Raw genomic sequence first — 26,669 nt, 5'->3', positions numbered from 1 at the left:
AGTTTTTCTTTAAGTTCTTTTTCTTATTCAGACTTCCCGAGCGGGATATCATCTGGAGAGTCGTGAATAAAAGCCATGACTTTTAAATCTTTTTCGATTGCATAGTTAAATTCCTTTTCTGTATAGCTTATTCCTTCTTCAGATAAAGAACCGTAACGGCCACCTATAATAAGTAAGTAATAATCACAGTCGTCTATTATTTTTTTAATAAATTCCCATTGCTCTTCGTCTGCTGCGGGGAACATTTCCATTCCTGCGGGAATACAATCCATTTCCATGAGAGTCTTAAGTACATGCTGTCTTTCATCCTTTAAATCGGCATAAGTAGAACTTATAAATACTTGATATCTTTTTTCCATACAAGTTTCACGTGTCTATATTTATAATTTGATTATTGACTAGTTAGTCGTTTTTATTCTTTTCAATTTTACATATCTCTGCAATCAAAGCCTAATTTTTTTGGATGTATCTACCAGTATTGACGCCACAAAAAAACAATGGCGCCATATGTTTCTTTTGGTATGGTGCGCCCAGTGATTTTTTAAAATTGAAATTTTAGTAATTCTCATACTTCATCAATATTTAGAATTACGTTGTATTCACGTTAATTCGCTCAGAAGCCACTCCGCCGCACCTGTGAGTTACACATGTTTTTTGGGTTTGTGAAAGTATATAGAGCAAAGCCTCTATAAATAAGGGACTAAGAAATTATTTATAAACGAAGTGATTGCACGAAGTGAAAGAAAGTGCAGGGTATTGAAAATGTTATGTGTCGTACTTACTGACAAGATATTTCTGAACCCAAGGAAACTTAGGGTCGAAGTTAACTAGCTTTTTACCTTTAGCTTTAGCCGCAAGGCGTATACCTTTATTGTGATCTGTATTGTCAAACACTAGCGCTTCGTCTACTTCCATACTTGCATCAAAAAGTAATTCCATTGTTCTTTTATATCTCGCTACTATTTTCTCCTGTGGGACACCGTGGCCACCTTCAGCGACACGAGCACTTACCCTGGCAACATTGATCTCAGAATCATCAATACCTACAAAAAGAAGTAAGGTTGTAAAGCCTTTGTTTTTAGTCGTAACAATGTATTCAATTTTGGACGGGTGAGACATTACTGATTCGAAGCTATGGGAGATGCCTTGTTAAAGTAAATCGAAGCGTTGTTCTTCTGCCATCTTCTGCGCTTTAAAAGCATTTTGTAGGTCGCTACCCGTAAGAGTTTCTGCTATATCATCGGGATTAACATATATACCAAAGTCCATACCCTGGCTTTTCATCATACGGGTTAAAGTTGACTTCCCCGACCCGTTAGGTCCTGCAATAAGAATAAGTCTCGGTCTCTTGTTCATGGCTTCCTTTCCGTGCTAATCGTTTCTATATAGTTATCGGGCATAGGGCGTCGTACTATATTTCCATTTTCGTCCAACTTCTCAAGATAGTGTTCACCTGTTTCTAGGTCTTGGCTTGCGATCTCATTCCCAGCCTTCAGTGCATTGTTCCTAGCTTCCTTTGAGGCCTTTTGGGCCATTTCTTCAATATCTGATGTCGAAAACTCATCAAAATCCTTCATATAAATACCTTTTTATTTAACCATCGTTAATAACCATACTATCGATTTAGTACTGTTGAATAAAGTATTTGCATGCCAATAAAAAAGGTGGGGTGGAGTAAGATGACAACGGGGTAGGGGGTTAAAAGCGTAATAGTTGCTACTTTTTTCTCGTAAGTATTTGATTTTATTAGGAGTGCTATTAGTAAAACCTTAGGTTTTTCTCCCCTGACCTTAGGGTCTTCAGGCTGGATATTAGTGAGTTTAATTTTTCTGAAAAATAAACCTGGGTTTTAACCTGTACCCTAGTTTCCTTTTGGGGCTGTAGGGCTATTTGTATCTGGATACTTTCTCTTTCTAATCCGTGGCATACTCTGGCGAAATGTTCGCTGTTTGGTAGAAAAAGGTCATCCGCTAAGCCACAATATTTTTCAGCAGCTATTGCCGCGCGAGACACGACTTCTCCTTTGATATGGCTGATTAAAATATCCTTTCCTTCGGCAAAGTGGATATATGATTCACGAACAACTCTGCCGTGTTTTTTTGAGTTATGTATTACGCTACCTTTACCATCTGCGATACCATAATGACAATAGGTGCCATAGTCCAACTGTAATGTCGCTCCCGTTTGATACATAGCCTTCTACCTGTATTCATCTATGTGGTACTGGTAAGTATGATCCTATTTTTATCCTGAATAGAATCTGAACCGATGACGAAAACTTCGGAAGTGTATTCCAAATATGTTTATTATAAAGAGCCCAAAGCGCCTAAATAATATTTGTGGGGCTTTTTATTTGTGCAAATGGACTCTAGTTCTTCCGTGCTACTACAGGTTAAAAGAAGCGAGGTGAAGATGGGTAATGGCGTTTTCTAACAATCTAGTGGCATCGTTGCTGGCGCTGGTAGCAATATGCCTTTTAGTATCAGTTGTTACATTGAAAGCATTTGCATTGATAAATGATTGGTGAAGGTCTTCTCGCGGAATTTTATAGTTTTTATTATTGCTAAATACCCAAAAGTTTAGGGTGCCGCTAACGCCCAATGTCTTTGCAGCTTCCACTAAGGCTTTTGATGTGTTGAAATATAGCCCTTTATTTGCTTCAACAAGCGCTTGTCGTGTCATTTTATGTTCGCACTCAGCATTAAGATTTTTTGTATAAACATCCTTGATAATGACATCTGCTGAGACTTTGTAATAATTCATTGCTATTTTAACAGCAGCGACAATATCGCTAGATCTAGTTGCATCGACATCGAATACCCAAACTTCGTTATCAATAATTGCTGCTTGTTTTTGACTCTGACTGGAAGAACTTTTAAAGGGTGAAACATTTTTATTATGTTTAGATTTCCATAAGCCGAGCCTATCCAAAGTTGTTCGCAGAATAACATTTCTTTTGTGTCTGGCATTATTCAAAACAAGGGAAACATCTGCTTTCCAATCTGGGTTACCTTCTACTACCGTCATTGCTCCCTTAGCTTCATTCATCGTCCATTCCCTCATTATATGCCAACGCTTCTGAAGTTTTTCCGCAGGCATAATGGACTTTGCCAGTTTCGATAGCTTTCACTGCAGCAAAGTTAATCTGTTTGTTTGCAATGCTATCTTCTTTAAAATTATCGGGGTTATATATCACACAGTTTTCCAGTTTAATCAGCACCATATTATCGCCAGATAAAAACTGTTCAAACTTATGATCTGCTTCCTCTTTGTTTTTTGCAGGTATTACTGCAACACCAAGGATAAACTCGGAGCCGTCTACATTCATTGGTGAATATTCGTTAAGCTCTGCCTTGTGGTACATTAACCAAACATCTTCGTCTTCCATATTTTTACTCCTTACTTCAGTCCTCTATCGTTATACATTCTATATTAGTGATATATAGAGTTACGTCAAAGGCTAAAAGCTTTGCCAATATCAATATATGAGACATGCCAATGATTTTGCTGCCATTTTCGTTAATGCATTGATGAAGCATATGCAATAAAACTTCGATTTCTATTATTAAGAGTATTAATTCTCTTTGGCTATAAGCCTTGAGCTAAAGAATAATGAATATGCTTTAATGTTTACATGCCATTAAAAGTTGCTTAATGAAAAAGGGAACAAATTCGACAAAACCAACACAAATCATTATGTTTAATTAACATAAAATAATTAAAAATTAATATTGCTGAGAGAGTTGCACAACTATGTTTAATACAGTATCAACATGTGATATGTCTCCTAGACGGCCGGTATTAGCCAAAGCGAGAAAGCCATCATTAAATCCTGGGTTAGAAGTAACCTCTATTCGTCCCGAAAAAAATATATTTTCCGATACTAACAGTTTATTTAATAACGTGGGAAAATTTTTCCGAGTATTAAATAACGCCGCTTTAAGAGAGTTAAAAGGAGACACTAATTATGAACTTGCAACACTAGGCAGCAACGCTTCCTCTAGCTCACGGAAAAAAAAGAAACATAAGTCTAGTTTTGGAAAATTACCGACAGATACTATGGCATCAATTATAAAGTATACGGACCGCGATCCGGCGGATCTTGTGACAACAGTTTCTGCTTTGAGACAGACAAGCCGGAGTACTAGAAATGCTACAGAAAGAGCTATTCAAAGTGATAAAAACCTTATGAATAATTATAAAATACAAAAGAGAATAGATGATTTTATAAATTCATAATACAGTTTAAATGATCGAGCTAAAAAGTCATTTTTAATGAGTAATAAAGTAATGTAATACCTCTGTTACAACATAGTAAGCGCAGTAAAAGAAAGGAATAATCAAGGTTACAGTGAGGAGCGTCCAGATCATCGGCATACCCACAATATATTCTGTCACATCACTTGCCTCTAGTCGACTCCAAGTAAAATCGGAATGATTGCGCTTACTCTTTTCATCAGTAGATAATCGCCTAGCTAGTTCAGCTTTTTTTATCAACTTATCGAAGTCTTTTCCTAAAGTGAAGAACCAACCGGAAAAATGTCCGCCAACAATCAATGTGAAGTGCATGAGTGTGGGTGCTAAATTTGTTATAGCTAGTAAAATTAGCCATCTGTTCTCTGCCGCAAATGGGTCATTTTGAAATGAACTAAACAATGTTTGAGAATTGATTTGCCAACCGAACAAAGAAGCAAGATATAAACTAGCAAAAATAGAAAAAAACACTAAAAAGAGTATTACAATGGCTGATAAAAAGTCGATAAACAACCATATAGCCCAATTCGATTGCTTGTTGTTATATTTAGTTAAACAATATTGCGTGACACTTACAGAGCACCAATCAGATAATGCATTAATAATGGGGAGTATAACAAAGAAAAATACCAGCATAAAAGCAATTGAACTACTGTGATAAACTATCTCTTCTGTATCAACTAGTTGATTTAACCATAGAGGAATTGATAAAAATATCATCCCAGAAAAAATCAAACTTAAAATGGCAAGACTGTGATGAAAAACTTTATTGTATTCACACAGTTTCTCATAAAACACAGAATACAAACAGGATAAAATGCCTGCACTAATGGCAGCAATAACTCCTGCTTTAACCACAGTGTAGACGCCAATGCCTATGCTGGCATTTACAATATCTATAACACCAGTACCGACACTTGCACTGACGACCGCTACCACACCAGCGCTCATAACAGCAAAAACACCTGTAATTGCATTGGTTCGAGAGCCTCTAACGGCGGTAAATATAACCCTTGCACCAGCAACTGCAAAGAATACAACTCCTGCAACCACACTTATTCCAGCCCCGCCTACGGTACCGGCTACGGCAAAAAATACCACAACACCGATCACTATAAGACCAAAAAAAACAAAAGTAAGTACCGACACCATGATGCCAGATTCAAACATCCGTTTTAGCCAACTGTTTTTTGTCGACAATTCGGAGTTGGTATTTAGGTAAATGTCGCGCTTATCTATAAAAGATTTTATCTCTATAAAAGCAAAAGCTAGAAATAAAAAGAAAAATAACTTTTGATACCAAGGACGAGCAGGAAAAATCTCCGCAGTATCGAGTTGCACTGCGTTTGCTGAGAATAGCCAAGAAAATAGTAGAAGTGCAATGGGGTACATATAGGCAATCGCTAAAGACCTATTAAAACCATCAATACATATCGACTTCTGATCGTAAATAAATGTTAAAATTGACTCGGTCTTTTTTTTTGCATTGACAATAATATGCTTATTACTGCGTATTTTCTTGAGTTGATTTAAGTGCTGTTGGCTTATGCGTGGGCCATCTTCATCCGAGTAGTCATTAAATTTTTGTTCATATTTGAGAAACGCTAAAAAAAATGTGGGTTTTGTTTTAATGGCAAAAATAACTACTAGAAGAATTAGGGGTATGGAAATAAACCCGTAAGACCATAGAAATAGAGATAAATCTTTAAGATATTCTAGCCATTTCATCTAAAATCAAATCCAAAAAATAGTATAGATTAAATGCTATTAAGCACGATTTAGGATGATCTAAGTGCGTTCATATTACAAAAACTTAAATTAATGCTAACACATATTTCCAAAAAAATAGATTTATAGGGTGCCATATAAAACTCAAATACGACACTAATTCAATATTTCATCATAGATATATTTAATTGATCTTAAAACATATTAAATTTATATAGATACAAGTTTAGTAAAAGTTATTTTTAATTGAATCACTTTTGGATAAAAATTATTTGTTGGTCTTTATGAAATATAGACGTTTAAAACGTTTTATGAACGAGAGCTTAATGAGTAGGCCGATGCTAACTTTATAATAGAATTTGTGAGTAATAATTAGCTTGTTAATTTTGTGTTATGGACTAACGCAGTGTATGAATATGAGTTTTGCTACTATAGATTAAAGCCCTTTGGGGTTCTAAATGTGAGTGATGTAAGAATTTTATTATTAAATTATTTTATCTAAAACTTTATTCTAAGAGTTTTTTTCGAAAAATTAATAATAAGTTAACAATAATTAGGGCCTATAACTTTATGTTATTGGCCCTAATATGAAATATAGTTATATTTCTATGATTACAGTTTGAAAGGTGATGTTATATTATTTTAACGTAAGTATTAGTTGTTAAAATCATCCAACAGTGTTAATCCAAAACCACTAAGATTCATACCATCGCGAGCTATAATAGTATATATTTTTCCTGCTTCAACTGTAATTTGTGCTGGCCCAATGGCAATATCTTTTGTTCCTGCTATTGTCACTGAAACATCGTACGATCCAGCTGCTAAGCCTAAGAATCCACTATCTGCTCTCAATTCGATATTAGAAAGATTGGGCATCATATTGCTAATGTCCGCCATGGGTTCTGTTACATATACGTCCACAGCCCCGGCAGCGGATGATCCATGAATGACTCGAACGCGAGCTTCTGTTGCTACGGTTCTTGTATTATCCACGAGTACTAAGGGTTCGATATTAGCAAGGTTATTTAATGCAATTACCGAATAGGCTGTTCCATTATCTAGTGTTATATCTTCATCTATAACGCTCATCATAGTACTGGTTGCAGCTACCTTAATATTATAAGAATCTGCAGGAACATTTAGATAATCTGTAAAATTAGGAAACGCTAGATTACTTACTAAAGGCATAGCGAAGTTATCATTAGCTACTACATCTACTGCAGGAGCATCTGCTGAATTATGGACAACTCGTAAATCAGAGCCGTCAGTACTGCTGTAAACAATGTTAGCCGCTCCGTCATTTGCTGCCACCAACAGTGCAATAGGGGATCTATCATTACCAGTACTTACTGGATTTACTACCGCGCTGGCGAAAACATCAGTACCTGCTGCTAAACTTAAAGTACCACTATCATAGACTACTGTTGTTGTTCCTTCTAAGGTTACTCTGATTCGATAATCAGCTGGGGCGATTTCGACTGGCCCTAGTGTACCTCTAAAGGAAAAACTCCCAAGTACGGTATTTACTGAAAGCTCTGCGTCTGGTGCAGTTACATGTACATCAACCCTTGGAGCTGAATGTGCACCATGTAAAACAGTTACCCTCACCATTGTGTCATCGAAAGCTTCTGGCCGTGATACGACAATTGGTTCGATATTTTCTAAAGCATTTACAGCCAGAATTTCATTACGTGTATCCACTTCGAAATCTAAGTCGGCAGGACCAATAACTGTCGTCGTCTGCTCATTTGGTAATAGGCCATCTACTTGGACGCTATTGGTTCCGGCATTAACATCAAGCAAGCCGGAGCTTGTGGCATAGTCAACATTCGTCAGTGCAACGTTACCATTTAATGACACATTAACCGCCGGAGCATCGGGAGAACCGTGAAATACACGAATCTTAGCCATTGGTGTTGGTGTGGGAGTAGGTGTGGCTGTGGGAGTTGGTGTTGAGCTTGGATTATTATCGCTACCGCCGCAAGCTGCTAACATTATTATTATCGTAGGCATTGAAAGCAGTTTAATTAAAGTGTTCATCACTATTCCTCATGTATGGTGTGGCTTACTATACGACCACAAAATCAGGCCAGATCATTTAAATAGTAATGTGGTTCACATTTTATTTTTTTATTTCATTGAATAGTATTAATAATAAATTACTAATACTTCGTGATTTATTTTTCTTTTATTTTTATTTGATATGTTAAATTGTCTTTCAAATTTATTTTATAAATATTAAGTAATATTTAATCGGTTTTGTTGGAGTTTTTTCTGTTATTAATATTTTTAGCTGAAAAGTATTAATACTAAATAATTTTTTATTTTTTTACTTTATTCATCAGGAAATAGAAGATATTAGTTATTAAAAATCGCTGGTGTTTGCCACCAGAGACGGAATTGGTAAATTTGATATTGGGATGCTTTTCTTATTAATACTATCAGAGTGTATTTTGCAACATAAGATCTTTGGGATGAGGTTGCATATAATAGGACATATCTATGTAGGGGATTGGATGCCTACGGAAGTGGTGACGCAATACTGTTATTGGAACGACCAATGGAATATAACCAAGGCGGTATTCTTCAATCATAGTCGCCATTTCGTCCTTATCGCCTTTGTCTAGCTCATGCTTAAGATATCCTTGAATGTGCTTAAGCACATTAGCATGGTTTTTCCTATTGGCAGGTTTACGTAATATATTAGTCACCATACCAATATATGATTCGCAATATTGAGAGATTTCCATTTTGCCAATTTCGGCAACTAATTGGCCTAATGCTTTTGTTTTTGATTGACTATGACTAATATAAATTAGCTTATGTTGAGCATGGAAGTTGACCAAGTCTTTTTTTGAAGGTGAGCTTGTTAGTAAATCACACCAGCGCTTGTAGATGAATACGCGTTTTATAAAGTTTTCCCTGATATGTGCATCTCCTAAACGGCCTTCCTCTTCAACTGGCAAGTTTGGAAAATACTTCATAATGACAGATGCATATATACCTGTCCCTGAACGGCTTGGATTTCCATTATTGTAGATTTTGACACGTTCCATTCCACAGCTAGGGGAGTCTTTCTTGAATATATAACCCGAGAGGTTTTCGACCCAGTTTAATTGATTCTCTGCACAACGAATGAGTGGCTCAGTCACATCCAACGAAGGATTCCTTGTGCCCACACATTTAATCGATCCGTCTATTTCATCGCTAACTAAGCGAATTGGCTCTCTGGGTATCCCTAAACCAATGCTAACTTCGGGGCAGAACGAATGGAACTCAAAGTATTTTGACAAGATCTTAGTGATATAAGCATTATTCTTATGGCCAGAATCAAAACGAACCCTCTCTCCCAGCAAGCAGCTACTGATGCCTATATTTATTTTATTAGTTGAGCACCTATCGTCACTAGTTTGCTTAAATTCTCTTGTCACTTATATTTTCTTTTTTTGGGATTATAGATAATATCAGACCCAGCATGATGGCATACCCCATACCTTTGAGTGCCTGATTGGCTTGTATATGTATTTCTACGAAAGACAGATGAATAAAGTTTAATAGAGTGAGGAATGTTTAAAATGACTATATATTTATATATGTAAACCTAGCTAATTCAATTCTCAGTGATATATGAAATTACTATGCTTTATAGAGTGTTAGGGAGTGTAGGGGAATGTTGGAGAAAGTTAATTACGATTTAGCGACTACTTAGGTGCATGAATATTATGTGTATACATATTGGGTGCATGAATAAAAATAGTCGCTACATTGAGTGCCATCGTCGGTTTATAGTAACTTCTCTATTCTTTCCCAACTGGTAACACGACCCATTTGTAAAGTTTCAAAGACTTCTTTTGCATCTTTTGCGGAGCTCATTTTGGCCAAACCAAGTAGAGCTGCCTCATAGCTTACCACACTGCCGTTAGACGTTAGATACTTACCATCAATAACAACATTAACGTCAGACTTTACTTTAACCTTTGGGAATTTTTTCTGCATTTCTTTTTCACCACCGGCCCAAGTAGTTGCTTTTTTACCGTTTAGGATACCACTCTGAGCTAGCAGAGTTGCACCTGAACAGTTACTCATTAGTAGTTCAGCGGAAGTATCAGTCTTTTTAATAAATTTAATCAGTTTTTCATTCTTGAGCAAAGGTTCCATTTTATAACTAGAGGGCACTACAAGTGCATTCAATTCTATTTCATCACCAATCCAGTTATCGACCCCAATAGTAAGGCCTTCTTCAGTCTCTATAGTCTTTGTATCTTTAATACCAATGGTAACAACTTCATAGCCTTTAAACCAAGCTTGTTTGTTTGCGATACCAAATACTTCAAGTGGCGCAGTCACATCTGAACTTAAAACACCATCAAAAACTAGAATTCCAATTTTTTTATTACCAGCCATGGCTACTGTGGAAAGTAGCATAATAAATACAGCAACAAATAATCTTTTTGAAAAATAATGAATCATTGAATAAGTCTCATGAAATAGTGATAAATATTGTATCGCCATTATAACATAATTATATGAATGAACAGTTAAAGTCATTCTATGTATATAGTGTAATTTAGAAGTAGTTTTTAAGTGTAAAAAATTTACAGCAAATCCACCCGGTAGTCAGCTGGTCATGTCTTTGCTGTAAACTATTTTTGTTTATTTGCGCGCCGATTAGGGTTTGTATGCGACTAAAATGTCTCTTGGCGCATTCAGACGAATTAATTCAATACCTTCAAATCCTGCACGTGTTAACATTTGAGTATATTCGTTTTCAGTACGTTCTTTCGCTCCCGGCTCAAATGCGATCAGCATTTGCAAATTCATCATAACTCCCCACCAATCACCAGAGTAATCATTGTTAAGCACTTTTTCGCTAATTACTAACATGCCTTTTGGTGGCAGTGCGTCATAACATCCCTTTAATATAGTTGCACATTTCTCTTCACTCCAATTGTGTAAAATATAACTTAGAAAAATTACGTCTACTCCTTTTGGCGCTTCTAAATTGAACATATCACCGGTGATGAATTCAAACTTTCCCTGTAAATTATTACGCTCAATCATTTCATTGCATAATGGCCTTACTGGCTCTAAATCCAGGCACAAACCCGATAGATGAGGTTGTTGCTTGATGACTTCACCAGCAAAACTTCCTGTACCTCCAGCGAGATCTAAAATTCGAGTATAATCGGAAAAATTCAAGACTTGAGCTGTTTCTTCACCAATAGGAATATTGTATGAGTCGAGTAATTTAAAAAAAGATCTAAGTTGTTCTTCGTTACCATAGATTGCTTTATATAACTCTTGTGCCGATTGCCCCCAAGCTTGTTCATGGCGAGGTGAGTATTCACGCATTGCGTTTGGTAGGTACTCCCACAAACGATAAAAGTAGTTGTCTTTCTGAGAGAAACCCATTGGGGTATCCGCATCCTTATGCAGATAAGCCCCTGCTGCAGAGTTTCTATAACGCCCTTGGTTTTGCTCAACAAGTCCCAGATTTTCCACTGCGCTTAATAGGCGTTGAGTTGCATCGGGATGTGCAGAGATTTTTTCTGCCAGCTCTTCGGGCGTAAGACCTGGTTCGGCAAGGTGATCAAATATTTGCATGTTACTAGCCGCTGCAAACGTTCCAGCGGTGTAAAAGGAAAAAGCAATGGTATTAAGGTGGTTTAACGCTTCAATAGATTTCATTGTTCTGTCTCCAGTAAGTTTTCTGCAATATTTACATCGATATCATTAGTATGATGCGCTAGTCGTTTAATGTTGATAAAGTCCCGCCAAGTTACGGCATCTGTTGTCAAGTTTCCCCCCCAGCTACCACTGCCTAGCATAAAAGATAAAGGCAAATCTGTTGATACACCCATCATTCCAAAGGTTGCTGGTGTATTAACTAACAACCTACCCGCGAACAAATGGTTTGCAAAGTTATCTATGTTGTCACCACTATTAGTGAAAATAGATGCGGTATGTCCGGCACCACCATGAGTTAATATATCTTTAGCTAAATCTATAATATTTTTTTTCGATACAGAAAAGATTGAGAGTAGTGGTGCAAGCTTTTCCTTCGCTAGCCAAATATCCTCTGTCTGAGCTGGTATAAGAATGACCCTAATATCATACTCTCGTGATATATTAGCTTGTTTGGCCAAGCGTTTCGCATCTAAACCAATAATGCTTTGCTTCAATTTTTTATTATCATCGAAAAAAAGATGGTTGGCGGTTCGGGCTTCACTTTCGTTTAGAACAGCAGCCCCCATATTTTCTAGTGCCCGGCAAAACTCATCGTATACAGAGTTAACAACGATAATGTTATTTTCTGACCCACAAATAATTCCATTATCATATGCCTTACTCTCGATAATCATTTCTGCAGCTTTCGTAAGATTAGCATCTTCATATACGAGTGTCGGAGCATTTCCTGGGCCAACACCTAAACAAGGTGTACCTGAACTGAAGGCTGACTTTACTAAACCTTCGCCACCAGTTGCCAATACTCTGTCAACACTGGGATGAGACATAAACCTATGCACGCTTGATCTACTAGAAGGTTGTGGAACAACTTGCAATATATCTTGTGGAATACTATGTTTCGAAAAAACTTCCCGCATCATATTGACGAATTTCTCACCGATGTTTACTGCTTTTTTGGGGTAGCTAACAATTAATGTATTGCGTGTTTTAACAGCATGGAGTGATTGAAATAAGGAATTAGGAATAGGGTTTGTCGATGGTATGATTGCAAAAATAACACCCAAAGGGCTGCCATACTCCACTACATTAGGGTCATTGTTATCCTCTAAACGACCGAGAGTTTTTAAACCATACAAGTTTTTACTTACATGTTTACATACTAGACTTAATTTGTGTTGCTTATGGAAGCTATTACCAATTCCTGTTTGCCTAGCTTCCTCATTAGCAAAAAACTCTAGGTTTTTAGCAACGATACTCGACATATCCCTTATTACAGCATCTAATTCTTTATCGGTTTTCATCAACAAAGGAGCGAGCGCCATTTGAGATTTTTTCACTGTCTCGTCGATAGCTAAAGTAGGATTTTTCTGTGAAAGAAAGGATACTTTTTCACAACTCAAGAAATATTGCTTGGAAGCCAAGCATTTCATCAATTGCTTATTTATTTTTAGCAGAGTGCTTGGATACTTAGATTCGAGAAAGTCAAAGTATTCATCATCGAATACCCATGCTTCGACGTTATCGTTCGCGTAACTACAACACATTCTTTTCTTCTTTGAAAAAAAAGAGTCGAAGTCAATATAATTCCCCGCGTTATTTATTGTATAGGTAAATTCGTTGGCTAATGTGCTAAAACATTCACTACTATCCTCTATCCTTGATATCACCTGCTTTATTGTGCCTGATCTTACAAGTAGAAAACTTGTTGTGTTTTCCCCTGCATTAAAGATAAGTGAGCCGGCTAAAAACGTTTTAATTGTAGGCTTCTGCTCTAATGGAATACTAGAGACTATATCTATCATTGACATTATCAAATTCCTTTTTACTAAAAGTTATATTGTAAGGTAATGAAATGTAAATCCAGTTCGTACTGAGCGTTTAATATAATGTTTTCTGCTGTCTGAGCTTGTGTACTATTGGCAGTAACAGATGCTTGCTGATAATCGAGATAGGCATATGCCACATCAATACTAGAACCGTTCTTGCGCTTCCAACTAGCCCCTAGAGTAAACCATTCTATGTCTGATCCCGGAACAAAGGGAGACTGAGATTCCGGGCCTCTAACAGGGGAATTGTCGTAGGCGTACCCCATGCGTAAAGTAAGTTTATCGTCATATATATAGTCTAATGATACAGAGCTACGTACACTATCACCCCAGTCAGTAGCAATTCGGTGGCTAGATTGACGATTATTATCATAGTCAAATTGCCAACCTTTAAATTTGCTCCATTCTTTCCAGGCAAATTCCGTCATGAAAAGAAACTTTTCATTAATGGGTTGTGCAAATCCTAAACTTATCGACGCAGGTAATATCAAGTCCATATCGACTCCTGTATTCTGCCATATTCCTTGATCGCTTATTTCCGGTCTAATACGTTCATAATCTGCATTACCAGATAGTTCGTGAGTCTCTTCTGCTCGGTATACAAGACCAATACTTGTTTGTGTCGTCGGTAACTTATAGTGTAAACCAAAGGTAAAACCGACACCAAACCCATCAACCGATACTGTTTCTTTACCATCATTTTCGTTGGACAGTGACTCTGTTGGTATTGGAATATTGCATGTGATATTCATATCAATACAACGCCCAATTTGATTAAGCGAGCGATCAAAATCCACAAGAGAGTAGCTGACTGGTAGTGATAGACCTATCGATAAGTTATCATTAACACGATAACTTGCACTACTTGAGAAAGTAAAAACAAATAACTGGGAAAACGTTCCATGATATCTTCCCACCCAATCCCTAGGATAATCTGTACCATAACCATAAGGTGTATTGAGGCTAAAGCCATATTTCCAATTATTTATATCTTTACTCATCCAGTAAAGATTCGGGCCGCCAAATAAGCCACCCATATCTCCGTTTCTATCACCATCAACTGCTACTGTATTACCATTAAACTCGGTCTGAGATTGTGCTTCAAAGTCAGCGTTAAACGTAAGAGCATGAAATACACCAGAACGTTGATTGCCTTCAATTTTTGAAAGTGCAGCAGGGTTCGCATAGACAGAAGTAGCATCTTCAGCTTTTGATACCTCTCCTGAATAGGCTCTACCTGTTCCAGTTGCACTACGTGCATATTCTTCATATTCGTGTGCAATTAAATCGACGGGCAATCCCAAGCTAATTAATAACGATGGTGTTATTGTATAATGCAAGTACCGTTTTATTTTCATTTTATATTCTCGATTACTACTTATTGTGCTGCAACGAACTTATCACGAACAACCCGTTTTAATTTTTTGCCTGTTACTCCTGTATCATTACTAGAGGACTCAAATATTATTGAGCTAATTAGAGGCGTGTTATTTTTCTCCAGCACTAAATTGATTTCCTCTAATAGTTTGTCATCTTTTTCTCCATTGTTGGTTTCAACAGTTAATATGGGTTTTTGGTATCCCGCTTCTGATTTGACTCCGACTATCGAACAGTCGAAGAGATGAGAAAAATTTCGTAATATTAATTCTTCCGTCTGGCAGCTATATAAAAATCCGTCTTTGGTTTTTATCGAGTCCGTGGTTCGATCTACATGAAAATAAACACCATCTTTATTCTTATAGACAAGATCTCCCGTAAGCCAAAAACCTGCGAGACGATTTTTTTCGCTAAGTAGAGTGTTATTCCAATAACCTGCGGTAACAGACTCTGATTTTACTCCCAGATATCCAACTTTATGGGCATCTAACTTGTTACCATCATCGTCAAGTACTGCGGCTTCGACCCAGTCGAAAGGTAAACCTATACGTCTATCGTATTTATTACTACCGGGGTAATGCATATTTCTAAAGGCGGCAAAACCAAATTCGGAAGAACCTAGATTATCAATAAAGACGGAACCTTTATGCCTTTTTCCTTTGTGTGTATACGATCCTTGCTCTATTAGTTTTTTAATATGACTTTCATGATTTGCATCACCGGTGCTCAGCCAATAACTTATGGAAGATAAATCATGCTGATTCAAATCATAACGACAAATATCGACATAAATTTTGGGAAAAGATACAAACATATCTGGTTTGAAAGTTTCGAATGTAGAGAAGATATCGGTAGCTGATTTTTTGCTCTGTATCTTAATAAGTGCGCCTCTCAATACCGAAGACATGATAATCGAAATTGCAGAAGCATGAGAATGTGGGAGCGCTGATAGGATACGCGTTCCCATTTGTTTGTTTATTTGCTGCTTAATACCGAAGAAAAACCCGTGGTGATTAAATTGTACTGCCTTAGGGATACCGGTGGTACCAGAGGTATGGCCTAGTAATACAGGGTCACTTGCTTGATGTTGATAGTATTCTTCGCATTTGCCAGAAGAAGAGTCTATGTCAGATATGTTTTTCTTATTGATATCGCTATTTAATACCTTTAACACCGGTTCTAGCGAAAGCCATTTTTCTTTAGTACTGATAGCCATTACTGCACCCACTCTTTCTAAAAAGCGAGCTGCAATATCTACAGTAAGGTTGCCATTGATCATTACAGGTATAGCGCCTATTTGTGTAAGTGCTAAATAATTAATTAGATAGTCTATTGTATCGTCAAGATATAAGCCAACCGGATCTTTACAAGTGATCCCTTGTAATTTAAACCAAGCGGCATTTGTATTAGACCAGAGCAAAATATCCGCTAGAGTAAGCTCTAGAACTTGTCGTCCATCCGGTAGATTAACAGGAATATCTAGTATTAATATCTTCCGATTCTTATCCGTTTCATGTTTTGACAAACTGTAGAGGAAATTACCAGCTCCAATCCCAGGAGTTGTCATTATTGCATCAATTTTTTGGTGATCATAAATAGTCATAACTTATAAATTCCAGTTTCTTAAGGCCATTATTAAAGTATTTCAGCGGACATATCCAATAGTTTGTTACGCAAAACTTTGCCGTTTTCGTTGCGGGGAAAGGATTCTAATTTCCTATACTCTTGAGGAAAATAGTGACCCTCGAAGACTTCCTTGATACATTCGAGCATCTCTTCTTTGATGTTTTTATAATCATTCTTATTCTTGTTCTTGACAAAACACATAATAGGTTTTGCTTCGACACAGTCAGATGGAAGTACAGCAACCTCATCAATCCATTTAAAATTGCTTAATAAATATTCTTCCAGATTTTGAGGCACAATCCAGCGACCTTTATATTTGAATATATCTCCTTTTCGTCCTACATATTTATATTCGTCATTGCTATTTTTACTGAAGATATCACCTGTCATATACCAACCATTGACGAAGCTTTTTGCATTCTTATCCGCCTGATTATGATACCCTGGAGAGACACTTGGCCCTTTTACCATAAGTTCTCCTCTGCTGGAACTATCGTGTTGAAGCAACTTAACTTCATATCCTGGTAAAGGTGAGCCGGTGATCGACGGTTTACAACTACCGGGAATATTGGATAAAAAAATATGGCCAACTTCAGTAGCGCCTATCCCATCAATTATCTCCACACCAAAGCGTTGTCTCCAAGTGACGAATGTCTCCGCTGGTAAGGGAGATCCTGCAGAAATGTATTTTTTACAAGACGCTATAGATTCGGCCAGTATTTGACCATGATGATTGAGTAATTTTGAGTAGAGGTTGGGGACTGAAAAATGATACGTAGGTTTGAACTTTTTGATATTTTCTAAAACCAGATTTTCATCTGGCCAGCGATCGTCGAGTATCGAAGATGCATTATTTAATAGTGTGAAATAAAAACTGTTACCTAGACCATAACCGAAAAACATTTTTGCAGTGGAGTAAATTATATCTTCATTCGAAATGTTAAGTAAGCCTTTTGCGTATACTTCATTGTTATGTAGCATGCCAGCCGATTTATGTGTAACGGCTTTTGGCATACCGGTCGTTCCTGAGGTATATTGCCAAAGCATTACGTCGTCATTGGTCGCATGGTATGTATCTAATTCCATCGACTGTAGTATTTCAGATAGTAATATTGTGTTATGTTTTCCACTTTTATCGATGTGGCTATCATCAATGTCACTAAAAATATTTTGTACTATTATAATCGCTTTTATATTAGCTTCTTCTAAGGCTTTGCATATATTATCGTAATTTTCTATTTCACATATAATGAGCTTGGCTTCACTGTCTTTCATGTAGTGTTGTAAATAAAGAGATTTAGCTCTTGGGTTTAGAGGTACAGGAATTGCTCCAACTTGTAGGCTGGCTAAAAAAGAAAATGGCAGTGCTGGTGTATCATTGAGAAAAAAAAGAACTCTGTCATTTGCATATACATCTAGTTGATTCATTTTCCAGGCGATTTTTCTAGATTTTATATGAAGAGAGCTGTATGTGATTTTCTCATTTTTAAAATAATATGCAGTTTTATTGTTGTCTTCAGTATTTTCGTAAATATACTGTGCTAAATTTTTTACGACATTCATACCTATCTCCTATTGTTGTATAAATTTCGCAGAATTTTTTGCGAAAAGACTATGGCGATTACACAAGAATTTTAATAGATTAATTTTTATCTCTTCTCCAAAAAAATATTCTTGATGAGGGTTTTTAGTGAATTCTATTTGGTAATTTGAATTATCTTTAATGATTTTTCTTTTACTATATTTGCTTAATATATTGAGCAAAAAATATAATGGCATCATATAAATATCCATTATGGGTGGTCTGCTATCTTGTAAAGATTTTTTTAAGAAATTGCCTTCAAATATTTCCTCTGCTAGAGAACTTATCTTTATCGATAGGTTGTCATAGAGATTGTTGTCGTTTGTCAAAAAATACTCGCGAGCTAATTCATGAGTATGATCAATTAATTTAACCCATGACAATAGTTGATGCCTTGTATAATTATCATTTGAAGATAACGAAAAATTATTTTTGCTATCTATGTAGCTGACAATAACGTTTGAATCAAATAAAAATCCGTCTGAAGTTTCTAATATCGGTATTTTTCCGATGGGAGAAACTTCCATAATCCAACTTGGTTTGTTTATAAAATCTACTTCGTGATATGTTACTTCTTTATAACAAGCCAACATTGCTAATTTTGCTCTTTGGCAAAATGGACAGATGGAATTACCGTAAAGTACCATAGAACTTTTCATGATAACGTTTTCATTTTTTTTACTTTATATAATTTTTACTTTATATAAGTGCTAATTGTCAGCCAAAGAAAATGGCGAGTATTTTTTGATTTTATATTATGCTTCCAGTGCAGTTTTACTTAAGTTCTCTTTATTTTCACGATAGCTAGACTCGGTATTGTTAATAAATTTTCCAGTAAGACCGTAATCTGTTATGGCAAGTATTGTTAATACCTCATTGGAAGTATTTTCTGTATGATGTAATACCCACCTAGGTACGTAAACCATAGAACCAGGTTCAATAATAGAAGTTTTTCCCCCAATATCGACGAAGCCTTTACCAGATAACACGTAAAATAGTGACTCATGTGCATGTTTATGGGATTCTGTTCTACTATTGGGTGATATTTTTAGTATTCGAGGGTCAATTACTTGTGGCGATAAAGATGTGCGTTGTACACTGAATTTAATATTACTATTTTCATTAGTATTCTGATATAAATCTTTTCCGCTTTTATCGGAAATTTTGAATAAATTAGTTTTAGATTCTATACTTGATTTTTCTACAATACTTTTATATATAGGTTCGACTGATAATTGCTCTAAATGATTATAAATTTCGTCAAAATAAGTTAGCCTCATATCCAATGATTTTTTAACAGCTGCCAACATTTTTTGGTAAGAAGTAAGTTTTGTTGTTTCATCGGGACTGTTGTTATATATATCTAGTGCTATTTCCATAAGAGCTTCATGATGACCATCATCACACTCGATATGCAAACTAAAATATCGATAGTCATCTTCAGACATTCCAATCGCCTTTAATGCATTAATAAAGTATCCATAAAGTCTAGGTACTATGCTTTCTGTACCCCAAGCCAGGAATGCAGCCGCCTCAATATCGCTACAATGACTCAGGAATTTTATGCATTGTTCTACATAAAGCTTGGTATAGGACTTTATATTGGTATTAGGCTTTATTCCTAAAGTGCGAAGGAAATCACTCATTAATTCCGAATGTCTCTTGTCTATATCTTCTTCACCAGCTTCTTCATATAGATTTTCAATAATCACAGCTCTATATTTGCTCTCATCCATTCTGGATGCAGCGAGGCATAGAAGCTTAGTGAAATTATTGGAATAATGATGATGTTGCTGGAATAAAAAACAGAGATGTTGATGTTGGTAGCTACCTTCTCGAAGCCTTGTGAATAAAGGGCTTCGCCATATTGGGTGGTTAGATGTTAAATCATTTAATTCTTGAATTATAACTTCTTGATTTTTTTTGAAAATTGTTTCGATCATTTTATTCCCTTATTTGTCTTGGGTTTTGAATTAGTAATATGAATTTTTATACTCTAATACCTTATTTAAATAATAATGAACAAACTAATTTATTTAAAAATACAAATCTACTATTTGTTATCTAGATGGTTTTAATCGAGGTCTTAACGCTAACCAAAGCCTTTAGGGAAATTACTAATACACTTTAGCGATTCTAATAGAAACTTTAATCGACTTAGTTAGATATTTAGAATTTGTATAAAATTAAATTTAGAATGTTAAATATATTGCTTATATATCTATATCTAAATTTTTAACGATAGATATCTAGCCATTGCGATAGAAATCTAATGATTTATGTAACTATTTCAAACATTATTATTAATGAACTAATATGTGTTGAACTTTTTTTAAAGAATTTGCTAATTTTTGTACTAGTTTATTGCATCAGTTAATAATTTTATTAAACAAATAATTTTTTTTCTTTCCATAAAAGGCTATTGAGAGTTTTTTTTCACGGACTGTTATCAATTATTTAGACTGTGTGTTTTCGCTGACTTAAATATATTTTGACCTTATGAATGTTGAATTTATTGATATTATAAGTTTGAGCAATTTTTGAGTTTTTAAAGTATTTAAGTTTTCTTAAGTTTGAGGTTAGATTCTTTTCCTTAAAATCAAAGAAATTTATATTTTTATGGCAATAACCTTAACTATGCTTGATTATATATTCATGTTTAGATGAGTCTAATTGTATTTCTTTCGCAAATTTTTTTCATCGTGGGTTATCCTGTTTTTGATTTATTGGTAAATCAATAGGATTAAACTTTTGAAATGCTATGTTTTATAAGATTGTTGTGAAGTGATAAGACTGAATGTGTTAACTATGCTTTTAAGGTATAGATATGTTTTTGGTAGTGGGTAATTACTTTTTAGAAAAGTGTTTAAATCTGTTAGTTTAGTTTGCTATAAGTCTTATGATATCAGAATAGGGGAGTTTTCTAGATAAGGTTTTATAGAAAAAGCTTTGAGAGAGTAAGGTTTCAATCTTCTTATAATATTGAAACCTTACTTATGCTAGGTGGTATAAAAATTATATTAGGGCCTATTATACGGCCCCCGAACTATTCGCTTATTTTTAATTCAAACGCATTAATAATTTTATTCTTGTCGAGAAAATTATTTTCAAGAGGCTTATTGGGACTACCTTCGTATACTTTTATTTTATTTTCATCGCTGAAGTAGACAGATTCAAAGTTGGGAATGTAGTCAATATTTGGTGTGTTATCGATAAAGTTAACCGGTGGTCTAGCCATTATTAGTTCTGGATTGGGTTTATTGGCCAGTCCTTCTTGTAAGGCCGCTATTACATCTACAGAAAATGCCCCTATATTATTATTTTCGTTACTTTCTTGAACTCTTTGATTAACATCGGCATATAAAACAATATTATAGCTACCTGGCTCTAGGTTTAGACCGTTTACAGATAGTATTATTGAGTGGTTACTACCAAAGGGTCCTAATACGCCTACAGTACCAAAAAGCACCAAGGGATTGAATTCAGAATCTGCAAGATAAACACTAACCCCAGGAAGTATAGGAGATGGACAGATAGAGCGGACACTGTAAGTAATTGTAACACTTCCATCAGTGGGTATTACTGAAGGTGTGATTGTCCCACTATCAAAAAGAAAATCTGGCAATTTTAAGGTTCCAACGACGGTAGGAGAGTTACTTGCCCTGGCGTTGTCACCTTGCAATCGAGCTACTACATAAAGTGGTGTGGTTGAACAAGAGTTTTGTAAGGTCTCTAATAGAGTTCGAGCCTGTTCTTGAATCGCGAAACCTGAAAAGAATTCACTTTGGCGCCCTACTGGTGGCTGGCATGGGGACCCAGGTTGCCCTCCACACCTAAACGCAACCCTCCGCGTGGCAAGAGGTATTCCTGTATTAGGATTACTATCCCCTGATAAAAAGAAGCTGACACTCAATTCAGCGAGGGGAGAGGTGCCGAAAATATCATACTCAACACTGAAGCCTGATAGAGGCGTGGGTATTGTACTATTTTGAAAGGCTAGGTTGTTAAGTTGGGCTGCGGATGTAGAAGTAGTAATAAATACTAGTGAGAAAAATATACTTATGAATAGATTCTTCATATGATTAAACCTCGAATATTAAATTATTATTAATTACAGCTGCGAGAACTTAATCATTAAGAGTGTAAGATAAAATTATTTCAAAAAAAATTACTTTATATGTGTGAAATTTCTATTTGTGCCACGAAAATATTTTAAATGACTATTTTTGAAATCCATTTATGATTTTATCTTAAATAGCTTCTATGGCGGTGTTCTTGTCATACTAATGCGGCCTGTTACCAAAGCCAAAAGATAGTATTTTATTAGAAATAGGAGAAAGTAATTGAAGTGACAAAATTTGATTGATATCAAATAATATCGTTTACATGGCTTACATATTAATAGTGAATAAAAGCCTTTATTATAAAATAAATGGAGCGTATTATTAACATTTTAGATACGCCCCATAATTGCTAAGGTTTACTCTTAGTCACAGGTTAGAACTACAGTTTTGCCTGTGGCTTCTGGCAGACGATATCTACTTCTTTGGATATTATCTCCGCAATCATAAGTTACTCGATAATCCTTTGCGAAATAAGGTACGGGATCGCCTAGTTTATTGTGATCAATCACATAGTGACATGAGTGGAAACCGTCGCACTGTTGGCGGATATGACCGCTAACGTTACCTGTTCCTGCACCACCATTACCACCATAAGTTGCGGTAATGACGCGAATTCCACTAGTTTGGGATTGAGTATTATTACTTTCACATTTTAGGAAAGCTGTACGGCCAGACGCTTCTCTGAATACAAATTCCCGTAAGTTTGAATCGCCACAACGATATCTAACCTCAAAGTCTTTTGCGCATCCAGGAGCAGGATCACCTAGAATATGGTGGCTTACGTAATAGTTGCAATCACCAGATCGACCTTCACAAGAACTGCGAACTTGTTGTGTAACGTTACCGAATGGAACCGCTGGGCAGTTTGCTCCATAGGTAGCATCGGTAATGGATATCGTATTCGCAAATGCTCCTTGAGCGAAAAACATCAGACAACCTAACAATTTCTTCATGTGTCTATTTCCTATAATAAAATGTAGTTAATTATCTGTACGTAATGTACGAAAAGCACTTTAAAGAAAATGATAGAAATTTTGTCCCCCACTGTTGGGGGGATTTTTTTGGATATCAGTTTATACAAGTTTTTGGATTAATTGTTAAGCTGCTTGATAGTGAATTTGAGGCCAGTAATCGCTGTTGCAAGCACTACTATTTGGGTGGGTATATAATTTATTGAGTTTGAGTAATAATTTTTATAAGTCGTTGACGTCTAACCTAACGATATAGAAATACGTGTGCCTTCGTGATTTTCTATAGTAAGTTGCCATTCCTGATGCTCACATAGTCGCTTAACTATCGATAAACCAAAGCCTGTACCTTGGCTATTTTTCATAGATATATCAGTTAAATTATCCGAAATGTTTTCTTTGATGCCAGGCCCGGTATCTTTGATAATAAGTCTTTCGTCGATAAAATCAACACTGATTTCTCCAGCTTGAGTGTATTTAAAAGCGTTACTCAGCAAATTGTCTAATAGAACCTTTAACATTTCAGGTTGAATATAAACGTTGGTGTGACAGCTATCGCTGATAATTATATTAATGTTTTTATCTTTTAGCAGTAGTCTGTTATCCAATATAGACTTTTCGATGATAGGCATTATTTTCACATTTTTTTTATCTGCACGAGTGTGTTCTTCTCGGGCCAACATTAAAAGAGTATTTACCGTCTTTTCCATTTGCTCGGCAGCGTCAAAAATTCTCTGTTCGATACGCTTTTTAGTATCTACATTGGCTTGCTTGTTTTGTTGTAACTCAATTGCATTTTTGATAATAGCTAGGGGTGTGCGAAGCTCATGACTAACATCGCGAGTAAAGCACTTTTCACGTTCAAGGGCTTGTATCATACGCTGAAAAGATTGCTCCAGAGTGTGAGCCAGAATGCCTATTTCATTATTAGGAAACTGATTAGCGAATATGGCAGGTACTTGCTTAGGAGCAACACCGCCCGCCAAGTCTGCAAGCTGTCTAAGTGGTTTTGCGGTTTTTCTACCAATTAACCAGGCTATAAAGCAAGCAATAAATGTCACTATTATTGCACTTACACACAGAAATGTGATCACTCCGCCGCGAATTGGCCTCACCATGAGATCATTACTCACTTCCGCGAGCAAATAAACGTCTTTATAATCAGAAAATGTAAATAAGTGATAATGCCTACCTTCATCACCATAAAATTCAGTGCGCTTTGGTTCTGTTAGGAAATCCTCGCGCATATCATCAGGTAGCGTGGTTTTGGAAAAATGCAGTTGCATATTGGGTTGTCTTACTGCCGGCCACTGATTTCTTTGCTGGTAATAAGTTTGCAAATATTTAGCTTCTTGTCCGATATCTTTTTCAATGAAGCTATCTTCAAGGGTGTACATTAAAACAAACGATATAAGACTGTATATTAGAGATAACCCTAACGTAAACAGACAGAACTGCAAGACAATACGGCGGCTTAAACTATGATATTTAGTAGATTTTTTGGTCATAAATTTAACTTTCTTCTTTAAGCGCTAAAGTAAAACCAACACCATGTACCGTTTTTAATAGTGGAAAATCAAAGGGTTTATCTAATACAGTACGCAATTGGTAAATGTGTGAACGCAGAGCATCAGATTCGGTCGGCTCGTCATGCCACAGTTTATGACTGAGCTCTGAGCGGCTTACTATTTGAGGATAAGCCTCTGCTAATATTCTTAAGATTTTAAAACCCATGGCACTGAGCTCAAGCTGTTGTCCCTCGCGCATGGCAACTCGTTTTTTCTTATCTAATTTTAGGCCGCCAATTTCTAAGATACTTTTACTATCAATTAGATGACGTCTGGAGAGGGCTAAACAGCGTACTTCGAGTTCTTGTAGGGAAAAAGGCTTGGTTAAGTAGTCATCTGTGCCTGTTTGAAAGCCGGATACCTTGTCATCGATACTATCTCTTGCAGTTAGCATTAAGATGGGAATATGACGATCTGCATTTTCTCTGATGTGTCTGCAGACTTCTAATCCATCCATATTAGGTAAATTCAGATCAAGAATAATCAGGTCATAGTAATGTTGAAGTGCCAGATCTAATCCCTGTTTACCTTGAGTAGCAAAATCAACCACATGGTTTTTTTGCTCCATAAATTCGGCAATGTTTTTGGCGATATCCAAATGATCTTCAATTAGTAACATCTGCAGTGCATTAGATCTTGGCATAGCTACTTTTCTCTCTATTACTTTTTCCTATTATTGCTTCTTGAGATTATAAAACCAAACTTTTTAACATATCCAAAGCTGGTTGAAAGCCTGGTTTGTTAGCTAACAATTGGTTAAGTGTTGCAATGGCCGCTTGCTTATCACCAAGTTTATGCTGAGTTTTGGCAATTTGCATATCTAATGTGGGATTATTAATCGTTTCTTTTGCTAGACTCATCAAAGTTAACGCATGCCTGAGATTTTGTTCGTTATTAGTGGTTTTTAGGTAATAAAAACCATACATACCGGCCATTGCAATGTGATATTTTTCTTGGTTTGAGGACATAATCTGTGCTGCCTGTGTATCCCCTTGCAATATTTTGGCAACCATAGCTAGGGTTTGGTCGTCTTTATATTGCGGCATTGTTTGTACTTTAAAACCTAGAGATTTCACTAGTTCGACAGCTACCGCCACAGTGGATGAGGGGTTTTGCCCAGTAATCAAACGTTTATCGACTGCAACATGGCTTAACATAATATCATTGGCTTGAAATTTACCACCACGTTCAACAAGTTTGTCCTCAAGCATGAAGTTAAATTCTTTTATCCATTTTTTACCGAATAGCTTTTCCTCTTTATTAGTAAAACCATTCACCGCTTTATTGGCGATTAAATAGCTTCCATCAGCTAGTTGCACATCCACAAGCGCAGCAGGACCGTGACATACTGCTGCAACAGTGCCTTTTTGTTGATAGACATCGGCAATAACTTGCTGCAGTGCTCCGTCTTTTGGTAGATCAAACATAGCACCTTTTCCTCCAACGATAAATATACCGTCATAGAGACTTGCATCTATCTGCTTAGTGGTAATACTGTTATTGAGTTTTCTCATTATCGTCTTATCAGCTAACACTTTTGCATTGTAGGGTTTACTTGGATCATATTTATCTGCCTCCACTGACCCTCCTTTGGGGCTAGCCACATCTACCGTTATACCATGCTGTTTAAAGATTAAATAAGCTTTGGAAAATTCATCAAACTCATAACCAGGAGCTGTTTCACCTTTATTTTCACCGTGGCTGCTCACTACCATCAGTATTTTAGAGCTGGCTGATTTGGCTGTCACTTGTGTAGATGTAAACAGTAGAATAAGAATCGAAAAAAGTTGTATAAATAAAGACTTATGCTGATTCATAGTTGTTCTCTTGTAAATTGGCGACTACTTATGTAGTCGCTATTAAGTTGATAGTTACTGAGCTAATAGCTTGACAATCTAGGTGTGAAATAGATGTGAAATACACTATTA

24 protein-coding genes are annotated in these 26,669 nt (G+C 36.1%); 1 reads left to right on the top strand and 23 read right to left on the bottom strand.

Annotated elements, in window-relative coordinates; genetic code table 11:
* Window positions 1-23: 23 nt before the first annotated feature.
* From BVC89_RS30205 to BVC89_RS22430, 7 genes are all read right to left on the bottom strand, one after another.
* On the bottom strand, window positions 24-359 hold the full coding sequence (locus BVC89_RS30205) for a DUF4062 domain-containing protein (protein WP_216825024.1): 336 nt from the start codon (window positions 357-359) through the stop codon (window positions 24-26).
* 406 nt (window positions 360-765) lie between these two features.
* Complete coding sequence (locus BVC89_RS22455) at window positions 766-1,119, bottom strand: hypothetical protein (RefSeq protein ID WP_086933354.1); 354 nt, start codon at window positions 1,117-1,119, stop codon at window positions 766-768.
* Between the two features lie 30 nt (window positions 1,120-1,149).
* Entirely contained in the window at window positions 1,150-1,356 is a 207-nt protein-coding gene (locus BVC89_RS22450) for a zeta toxin family protein (protein ID WP_086933353.1), read from the bottom strand.
* On the bottom strand, window positions 1,353-1,577 hold the full coding sequence (locus BVC89_RS22445) for a hypothetical protein (RefSeq protein ID WP_086933352.1): 225 nt from the start codon (window positions 1,575-1,577) through the stop codon (window positions 1,353-1,355). The genes BVC89_RS22450 and BVC89_RS22445 overlap by 4 nt, the downstream gene beginning before the upstream one ends.
* A 181-nt stretch (window positions 1,578-1,758) precedes the next feature.
* Complete coding sequence (locus tag BVC89_RS22440) at window positions 1,759-2,193, bottom strand: hypothetical protein (RefSeq protein WP_086933351.1); 435 nt, start codon at window positions 2,191-2,193, stop codon at window positions 1,759-1,761.
* A 192-nt stretch (window positions 2,194-2,385) separates the two neighbouring features.
* Window positions 2,386-3,048 carry a hypothetical protein gene (locus tag BVC89_RS22435; protein WP_086933350.1) on the bottom strand — a complete coding sequence of 221 codons (663 nt, stop codon included), beginning with the start codon at window positions 3,046-3,048 and terminating at the stop codon, window positions 2,386-2,388.
* A complete protein-coding gene (locus tag BVC89_RS22430) occupies window positions 3,041-3,388 on the bottom strand; it encodes a hypothetical protein (RefSeq protein ID WP_086933349.1) in 348 nt (115 codons plus the stop codon). The genes BVC89_RS22435 and BVC89_RS22430 overlap by 8 nt, the downstream gene beginning before the upstream one ends.
* Window positions 3,389-3,753: 365 nt before the next feature.
* On the opposite strand from BVC89_RS22430, the gene BVC89_RS22425 reads away from it, so the two are divergent.
* Entirely contained in the window at window positions 3,754-4,239 is a 486-nt protein-coding gene (locus BVC89_RS22425) for a hypothetical protein (protein WP_086933348.1), read from the top strand.
* A 33-nt stretch (window positions 4,240-4,272) separates the two neighbouring features.
* Here the strand turns inward: BVC89_RS22425 and BVC89_RS22420 are convergent, their stop codons facing one another.
* The 16 genes from BVC89_RS22420 to BVC89_RS22345 form a co-directional block, all read right to left on the bottom strand.
* Window positions 4,273-5,982 carry a hypothetical protein gene (locus tag BVC89_RS22420; protein ID WP_086933347.1) on the bottom strand — a complete coding sequence of 570 codons (1,710 nt, stop codon included), beginning with the start codon at window positions 5,980-5,982 and terminating at the stop codon, window positions 4,273-4,275.
* A 654-nt stretch (window positions 5,983-6,636) separates the two neighbouring features.
* Window positions 6,637-8,022, bottom strand: coding sequence for a DUF4397 domain-containing protein (locus BVC89_RS22415; protein WP_086933346.1), 1,386 nt, complete (start codon window positions 8,020-8,022; stop codon window positions 6,637-6,639).
* Between the two features lie 401 nt (window positions 8,023-8,423).
* On the bottom strand, window positions 8,424-9,413 hold the full coding sequence (locus BVC89_RS22410; protein ID WP_086933345.1) for a YbgA family protein: 990 nt from the start codon (window positions 9,411-9,413) through the stop codon (window positions 8,424-8,426).
* Between the two features lie 352 nt (window positions 9,414-9,765).
* Complete coding sequence (locus BVC89_RS22405; protein WP_086933344.1) at window positions 9,766-10,452, bottom strand: DJ-1/PfpI family protein; 687 nt, start codon at window positions 10,450-10,452, stop codon at window positions 9,766-9,768.
* Window positions 10,453-10,650: 198 nt separating this feature from the next.
* Window positions 10,651-11,670, bottom strand: a complete 1,020-nt coding sequence (locus BVC89_RS22400) for a methyltransferase (RefSeq protein WP_086933343.1) — start codon at window positions 11,668-11,670, stop codon at window positions 10,651-10,653.
* Window positions 11,667-13,478: an aldehyde dehydrogenase family protein gene (locus tag BVC89_RS22395; RefSeq protein WP_086933342.1), complete on the bottom strand. Its 1,812-nt coding sequence runs from the start codon at window positions 13,476-13,478 to the stop codon at window positions 11,667-11,669. The genes BVC89_RS22400 and BVC89_RS22395 overlap by 4 nt, the downstream gene beginning before the upstream one ends.
* 17 nt (window positions 13,479-13,495) lie before the next feature.
* The gene (locus BVC89_RS22390) at window positions 13,496-14,854 is read right to left on the bottom strand and encodes an OmpP1/FadL family transporter (RefSeq protein WP_086933341.1); all 1,359 of its coding nucleotides are present in this window, start codon (window positions 14,852-14,854) and stop codon (window positions 13,496-13,498) included.
* Window positions 14,855-14,874: 20 nt separating this feature from the next.
* Complete coding sequence (locus BVC89_RS22385) at window positions 14,875-16,476, bottom strand: class I adenylate-forming enzyme family protein (RefSeq protein WP_086933340.1); 1,602 nt, start codon at window positions 16,474-16,476, stop codon at window positions 14,875-14,877.
* Between the two features lie 32 nt (window positions 16,477-16,508).
* Window positions 16,509-18,062 carry an AMP-binding protein gene (locus tag BVC89_RS22380; RefSeq protein WP_086933339.1) on the bottom strand — a complete coding sequence of 518 codons (1,554 nt, stop codon included), beginning with the start codon at window positions 18,060-18,062 and terminating at the stop codon, window positions 16,509-16,511.
* A 9-nt stretch (window positions 18,063-18,071) separates the two neighbouring features.
* Window positions 18,072-18,740, bottom strand: coding sequence for a glutathione S-transferase N-terminal domain-containing protein (locus BVC89_RS22375; protein WP_086933338.1), 669 nt, complete (start codon window positions 18,738-18,740; stop codon window positions 18,072-18,074).
* Between the two features lie 96 nt (window positions 18,741-18,836).
* Complete coding sequence (locus tag BVC89_RS22370) at window positions 18,837-20,024, bottom strand: iron-containing redox enzyme family protein (protein WP_086933337.1); 1,188 nt, start codon at window positions 20,022-20,024, stop codon at window positions 18,837-18,839.
* A 1,103-nt stretch (window positions 20,025-21,127) separates the two neighbouring features.
* Window positions 21,128-22,159, bottom strand: coding sequence for a hypothetical protein (locus BVC89_RS22365; RefSeq protein WP_086933336.1), 1,032 nt, complete (start codon window positions 22,157-22,159; stop codon window positions 21,128-21,130).
* 408 nt (window positions 22,160-22,567) lie between these two features.
* Window positions 22,568-23,158, bottom strand: a complete 591-nt coding sequence (locus BVC89_RS22360) for a hypothetical protein (RefSeq protein ID WP_086933335.1) — start codon at window positions 23,156-23,158, stop codon at window positions 22,568-22,570.
* Window positions 23,159-23,415: 257 nt separating this feature from the next.
* Complete coding sequence (locus tag BVC89_RS22355) at window positions 23,416-24,681, bottom strand: sensor histidine kinase (RefSeq protein WP_086933334.1); 1,266 nt, start codon at window positions 24,679-24,681, stop codon at window positions 23,416-23,418.
* Between the two features lie 4 nt (window positions 24,682-24,685).
* Window positions 24,686-25,384, bottom strand: a complete 699-nt coding sequence (locus BVC89_RS22350; RefSeq protein WP_086933333.1) for a response regulator transcription factor — start codon at window positions 25,382-25,384, stop codon at window positions 24,686-24,688.
* A 46-nt stretch (window positions 25,385-25,430) separates the two neighbouring features.
* A complete protein-coding gene (locus BVC89_RS22345) occupies window positions 25,431-26,558 on the bottom strand; it encodes a type 1 glutamine amidotransferase domain-containing protein (protein WP_086933332.1) in 1,128 nt (375 codons plus the stop codon).
* Window positions 26,559-26,669 lie beyond the last annotated feature (111 nt).

It is taken from the genome of Agarilytica rhodophyticola, assembly GCF_002157225.2.
Taxonomy (GTDB): Bacteria; Pseudomonadota; Gammaproteobacteria; order Pseudomonadales; family Cellvibrionaceae; genus Agarilytica; species Agarilytica rhodophyticola.
This window is presented reverse-complemented; position numbering and strand designations above follow the sequence as displayed.